Consider the following 5,689-nt stretch of genomic DNA (forward strand, 5'->3'; position numbering starts at 1 on the left):
GCCAGAACCTCGTCTTCGGCGAGTTCGGCGGTAAGTTCGCCGCCGCAGCCGGTGCCCCCTGGCTCGAGGCTCCCGACGTGCGCAAGGCCGAGCCCGGGTCCCTGACCGTCGCCGAGCCCGTGCCGGGTGTCGACGTCTATGCCTGGCCCCACAACGAGACCTCGACCGGCGTCGCCGCTCCCGTCCGCCGCATCGACGCCGACGGCGCGCTGACCGTCATCGATGCGACGAGCGCCGCCGGCGGCATCGACTTCGACGCGGCTCAGGCCGACGTCTACTACTTCGCCCCGCAGAAGAACCTGGGTTCGGACGGCGGCCTGTGGTTCGCGGCGGTTTCACCGGCTGCGATCGAGCGCATCGAGCGCATCGCGGCATCCGGTCGGTACATCCCCGAGTTCCTGAGCCTGAAGAACGCCGTGGACAACTCCCGGCTCAACCAGACGCTCAACACCCCTGCACTGACCACGCTGCACCTGCTCGACAGCCAGCTGCGCTGGCTCCTCGACAACGGTGGGCTCGTCTGGGCGGCGGCCCGCACGTCCGAGTCGTCCTCAGTGCTGTACGACTGGGCCGAGGCGTCGTCGGTCGCCACGCCCTTCGTGACGGACGCCGCACACCGCTCTCCGGTGGTCGCCACGATCGACTTCGACGACAGCATCGACGCGGCGGCGATCGCGAAGACCCTCCGGGCGAACGGCATCGTCGACACCGAGCCGTATCGCAAGCTCGGACGCAACCAGCTACGCGTCGCGACCTTCGTGTCGATCGACCCGGACGACGTGCGTCAACTCACCCGCTCGATCGACTTCGTGCTGGAGAACCTGGGCGCCTGAGCGCCCGCCCTCACTCCTCTTCGTCGACCTCAGCGGCGTCCGCATCCAGGGCGTCGACGTCGTCGTCGGATTCGTCGAGCTCATCGATGTCGACCCCGTCGAGATCGCCTGCGTGGAGGATGTCCGCGGCACGGTCATCGTCCTCGTCGAGCTCATCGTCGTCATCGTCGAGGATGTCGTCGTCGAGAGCATCCTCGTCATCGAGATCGAGGTCGTCGGCATCCTCGGCGTTCTCTCCGCCCGCGGCGGCCGCTGCCTCCGCGAGTTCCACCTGATGCGCGCGGTACTCGGCCAGACGTTCGGCCCAGGGCACCCATTCCGGCGCCAGAAGGGCTCCGTCGCCGGGCAGAAGCTCGAGCTCGAGGACCGTCGGATCCTCATCATCGACCTGCGCGACGGTCACGGTCCAGTACCAGCCGGGGTAGCCGGCCAGACGGTTCTCGAACCGCAACGACACAGAGCCGTCCTCTTCGATGAGGTACCCGGCTGCGGGACCGATCGTGGACGCGGGAGTGATCTCGCCCAGGGCTGCCAGGGCGAGATCGTGGGCGCCGACGAGACGCGCGTCGGCGTCAGGCTTCGAGGTCATCAGCGACCTTGCGCAGGACGGCAGCGATCTTGCGGCCGTGTCCGGAGGCGGGGTAGCGCCCGCGGCGCAGGTCTCCGCCGATGCCGTCGAGCAGCTTGACGAGGTCTTCGACGATGATCGCCATGTCATCGGCCGGCTTCCGCTTGGCCTTCGACAGGCTGGGCGGCGCTTCGAGCACACGCACCGACAGAGCCTGGAGACCGCGCTTGCCATCGGCGACGCCGAACTCCACGCGCGCACCGGCCTTCACAGCGGTGCCGGTAGGCATCGCGGAGGCGTGCAGGAAGACGTCCTGGCCGTCATCGCTGGCGATGAAGCCGAAACCCTTGTCTTCGTCGTAGAACCTGACCTTGCCGGTGGGCATGGGAGAACCTCGCTGAGATCGATATGCAGAACAGTGGGCGCGCTCGTGCGCGTCCCCCCAGCCTACCGGTCGCACGGCCCGCGGAACCGATGGGCGCAGTGCGAGTAGGCTGGGACGGATGAGCACGCAGAATTCCGAGCCGGAGGTCCCCATCCGTCGGGTGGACCGCTTCCTGACCTTCGGCGCGCTCGGAATCGCCGCTGCCGCTGTGGTGTGTTTCTTCGCCATCATCATCGGCACCTGGGTCGGCATGGATCAAGAGGCTTTCGGCCATGGCGTGTGGCCCCTCATCGCCGCGATCCCCTATTGGGGCCTTCCTCTCGCCTTCGTGATGATCATCGCCCTCCTCACGATGAGCTTCATCCGGAAGGGCCGCGCGTCTTCGCGTTCGTGAGGCACCGGCCATGAGCACTCACGCGCGACCGCTGGCGGATTGGCTGTCGGAGGCGAGCGACGATGACCTCCGACGACTGTTCACGGCGCGCCGGGTGCGACCGGACGTCGGCTGGCAGGATTTCTTCGACGCCGCCGAGTCCCTCCTCGACCCCACCTCCCTGTCGAAAGTTCTTCCCTCGCTGACCGCCGCGGAAGCGAAGGCGCTGATCGACGCGGCCTCAGGCGTGGGCGCCGGAGTGCAGCAGGAGAGCTTGACGGCACTGGCCCTGCTCCGGGCGGACGGCGCCCCGTATCCCCCCGTGACCGCAGCGCTCGCGGGGCGCTCGGTTCCGGACCTCCCGGCCGATCAGCCGACCGCCGTCCCCTCCTCCGAGACGGCATCGGCCCACGCCGCAGAACGTGCGTTCACGACGGTCGCCGTGCTCGCGGACCTGCTTCTCGTCGCGAGGGAGAATCCGTTCTCGCTGCTCACCGGCGGAGGCGTGAACGCCGGCGAGAAGCGTCAGCTCGGCGAAGCCGGCGTGCCCGTGGAGATCGTGGACACGCTCGTGTCGATCGCGCTCGAGTCCGGGCTCGCGGTCGCGGCGGACCGCCGCCTGCGATCGAGCCAATCCGCAGAAGCCTGGCTGCGCTCCTCGGCGGTCGAACGCTGGAGCGTGCTGGCGACGTCGTTCCGCGACGCCCTGCCGCGCGGCGTCCGTTCTCCCGACGGCGGGTGGACGCCTCCACAGTCGTGGAGCCACGCGCATCCGTGGGATCCGGCGTGGCCCGACCGCGCCCGTGTCCTGCACGAGGCAGCGCGGCTGCTCGGGCTGATCGCCGAAGACGGCAGCGAACCGGAATGGGCCGTCGGGCTGCGCACCGGAGGCGATGCCGACGCTCGGACCCTCGTGCGGCTGCTGCCGGCGGAAGTGGACCGGATCTTCCTGCAGAACGACCTCACGGCGATCGCCCCCGGCCCGCTGGAACCCGCACTCGATGTGCGTCTTCGCACGATCGCCGCCCGCGAGTCAGCGGCCCAGGCATCGTCGTACCGGTTCACCACGGAATCGGTGGCGCACGCGTTCGTCGCCGGCGAGACCGAGCAGTCGATCCTCGAGTTCCTCGGCTCCCTCTCCCTCACAGGCATACCGCAGCCGCTCGGCTACCTGATCGCACAGACCGCTCAACGGCACGGCCTCGTCCGCGTGTTCACGGACGAGGAGACCGGTCGCACGCGGATCGAGAGCACGGATTCGCACCTCATCCAGGCGATGGCCGTCGACCAGTCGCTGCGTCCGCTCGCGCTCGCGGTGCACGTCGGGTCGCTCACCACCCGCGTCAGCCGCGAGACGGTGTACTGGGCGCTCACCGACGCGAGGTATCCGGCGACTCTGGTCGGCGCGGACGGTGCTCTCCTGGTGCGCGAACGGCACCCCGCCGCCCCGGCGACGCTGCCCGACCTGGACACCCTGGATCTCACCCCCCTCATCACACGCCTGCGTTCGCACCAGGGCCCGGATGCCGACGCCGCCTGGCTCGACCGGGAGCTCGAGGCGGCGGTGCGCGCGAAATCCGTCCTCCAGGTCACGGTCGGGATGCCGGACGGCTCCACCCGAGAACTCCTCCTCGAAGCCACGGGGATGGGTGGTGGTCGTCTTCGCGGCCGGGACCGTGCGGCCGACGTCGAGCGCACGCTCCCGGTGTCGAGCATCCTCGCAGCGACGATCGTCGCGCCGTAGGCCCAGTGCCTCTCGCGACCGGTAAGCTGGACAGCTATGTCTGATGGCCCCCTGATCGTCCAGAGCGATCGCACCGTGCTGCTCGAAGTCGCCCACGCCGACGCCGAGAGCGCCCGCCACGAACTCGCGATCTTCGCCGAGTTGGAACGAGCCCCCGAGCACATCCACACCTACCGGATCACCCGCCTCGGGCTGTGGAACGCACGCGCCGCCGGGCACACCGCGGAAGACATGCTGGAGACACTCGATCGCTGGTCGCGCTTCCCCGTTCCGCCGTCGGTCTCCGTCGATCTGCGCGAGACCGTGAACCGCTACGGCCGGCTGGTCATCGAGCGCGACGACGAGGGAACCCTCATCCTGCGCTCCTCCGACCCCGCCGTACTCGCCCAGGTCGCGAACAACAAGCGCATTCAGCCCCTCCTGATCGGGCATCCGACTCCCGAGGTCTTCGTGGTGGACGCCTGGGCGCGCGGGCAGATCAAGCAGGAACTGCTGAAGATCGGCTGGCCTGCCGAGGATCTCGCCGGTTACACACCGGGCACTCCGCACGAGATCGACCTCGCCGAGGACGGCTGGCACATCCGCCCCTATCAGCAGGACGCCGTCGACGCCTTCTCGAAGGACGGATCGGGCGTCGTGGTCCTGCCCTGCGGCGCGGGCAAGACGATCGTCGGCGCCGGCGCGATGGCGGCGACCAAGACCACCACGCTGATCCTGGTCACCAACACCGTCTCCGCACGACAGTGGCGCGACGAACTGTTGAAGCGCACGAGCCTCACTCCCGAAGAGATCGGCGAGTACTCGGGCCAGGCCAAAGAGGTCAAGCCCGTCACGATCGCGACCTATCAGATCCTCACCGCCAAGCGGAAGGGCGAGTACGCTCATCTCGCGCTGCTGGACGCCCTCGACTGGGGCCTCATCGTGTACGACGAGGTCCACCTGCTGCCGGCGCCGGTGTTCAAGCTCACCGCCGATCTCCAGGCCCGCCGCCGTATCGGACTCACCGCGACCCTCGTGCGCGAGGACGGCCGCGAGGGCGACGTGTTCAGCCTGATCGGCCCCAAGCGCTTCGACGCCCCGTGGAAGCAGATCGAGGCGCAGGGCTTCATCTCCCCCGCCGCCTGCTACGAGGTGCGCGTAGACCTCCCGCCGAGCGACCGCCTCGAGTACGCCGCTGCCACCGACGACGAACGGTACCGACTCGCGGCATCCGCTCCGGCCAAGGTCAAGGCGGTGCGCGAGCTGATCGCGAAGCATCAGGGCGAGCGCATCCTCGTGATCGGACAGTACCTCGATCAGCTCGAGTCGCTGTCGGCCGCCCTGGATGCTCCCCAGATCACGGGTGCGACCCCGATCGACGAGCGCGAGGAGCTCTATCGCGCCTTCCGCGAGGGCGAGATCTCGCTCCTCGTCGTGTCGAAGGTCGCGAACTTCTCCATCGACCTGCCGGAGGCCTCGGTCGCCATCCAGGTGTCCGGCTCGTTCGGATCCCGCCAGGAGGAGGCGCAGCGACTCGGTCGACTGCTGCGCCCCAAGCAGTCCGGACACACCGCAAGCTTCTACACCCTCGTCGCGCGCGACACGATCGACCAGGACTATGCGCAGAACCGCCAGCGCTTCCTGGCCGAGCAGGGGTACAGCTACACGATCATGGATTCGGACGCGATCGCAGCCTGAGCCTCCCTCCGGCGGCTGTACCGCTCAGCCGTGCAGCATCGGGTCCAGGCGATGGGTTCCGCTTCCGACGCCGGCGCCCGTCACCCTGCTCGCTGTGCGGACGATGCCG

At 69.0% G+C, this 5,689-nt stretch carries 6 protein-coding genes; 4 read left to right on the forward strand and 2 right to left on the reverse strand.

The window, feature by feature from the left end; all coding sequences use genetic code 11:
* Positions 1-833, forward strand: an 833-nt coding sequence (gene serC / locus ACNPM4_RS10330; RefSeq protein WP_448985606.1) for a phosphoserine transaminase, incomplete at its 5' end; no start/stop codon positions are given.
* Between the two features lie 10 nt (positions 834-843).
* On the opposite strand, the gene ACNPM4_RS10335 is transcribed toward serC, so the two are convergent.
* Both ACNPM4_RS10335 and ACNPM4_RS10340 read right to left on the reverse strand, forming a co-directional pair.
* Positions 844-1,422, reverse strand: coding sequence for a DUF3027 domain-containing protein (locus tag ACNPM4_RS10335; protein WP_448985608.1), 579 nt, complete (start codon positions 1,420-1,422; stop codon positions 844-846).
* Positions 1,406-1,786 carry a cold-shock protein gene (locus ACNPM4_RS10340; RefSeq protein ID WP_029262737.1) on the reverse strand — a complete coding sequence of 127 codons (381 nt, stop codon included), beginning with the start codon at positions 1,784-1,786 and terminating at the stop codon, positions 1,406-1,408. Before ACNPM4_RS10340 ends, ACNPM4_RS10335 begins: the two co-directional genes overlap by 17 nt.
* Before the next feature lie 118 nt (positions 1,787-1,904).
* Here ACNPM4_RS10340 and ACNPM4_RS10345 point away from each other — a divergent pair, with 118 nt between their 5' ends.
* Genes ACNPM4_RS10345 through ACNPM4_RS10355 form a run of 3 tightly spaced genes read left to right on the forward strand, consistent with a single transcriptional unit; the run spans position 1,905 to position 5,580 of the window.
* On the forward strand, positions 1,905-2,180 hold the full coding sequence (locus ACNPM4_RS10345) for a hypothetical protein (protein WP_029262738.1): 276 nt from the start codon (positions 1,905-1,907) through the stop codon (positions 2,178-2,180).
* 10 nt (positions 2,181-2,190) lie between these two features.
* Complete coding sequence (locus ACNPM4_RS10350) at positions 2,191-3,903, forward strand: helicase-associated domain-containing protein (RefSeq protein ID WP_448985610.1); 1,713 nt, start codon at positions 2,191-2,193, stop codon at positions 3,901-3,903.
* 36 nt (positions 3,904-3,939) lie between these two features.
* The gene (locus ACNPM4_RS10355; RefSeq protein ID WP_029262740.1) at positions 3,940-5,580 is read left to right on the forward strand and encodes a DNA repair helicase XPB; all 1,641 of its coding nucleotides are present in this window, start codon (positions 3,940-3,942) and stop codon (positions 5,578-5,580) included.
* Positions 5,581-5,689: the final 109 nt, after the last annotated feature.

The sequence above is a fragment of the Microbacterium umsixpiens genome (assembly GCF_053543675.1).

Excerpts from the sequence above, each read along its gene's own strand:
- ACNPM4_RS10350 (WP_448985610.1), top strand. The coding sequence starts at position 2,191 with ATGAGCACTCACGCGCGACCGCTGGCGGATTGGCTGTCGGAGGCGAGC.
- ACNPM4_RS10345 (WP_029262738.1), top strand. The coding sequence starts at position 1,905 with ATGAGCACGCAGAATTCCGAGCCGGAGGTCCCCATCCGTCGGGTGGAC.
- ACNPM4_RS10340 (WP_029262737.1), bottom strand. The coding sequence starts at position 1,786 with ATGCCCACCGGCAAGGTCAGGTTCTACGACGAAGACAAGGGTTTCGGC.
- ACNPM4_RS10335 (WP_448985608.1), bottom strand. The coding sequence starts at position 1,422 with ATGACCTCGAAGCCTGACGCCGACGCGCGTCTCGTCGGCGCCCACGAT.
- ACNPM4_RS10355 (WP_029262740.1), top strand. The coding sequence starts at position 3,940 with ATGTCTGATGGCCCCCTGATCGTCCAGAGCGATCGCACCGTGCTGCTC.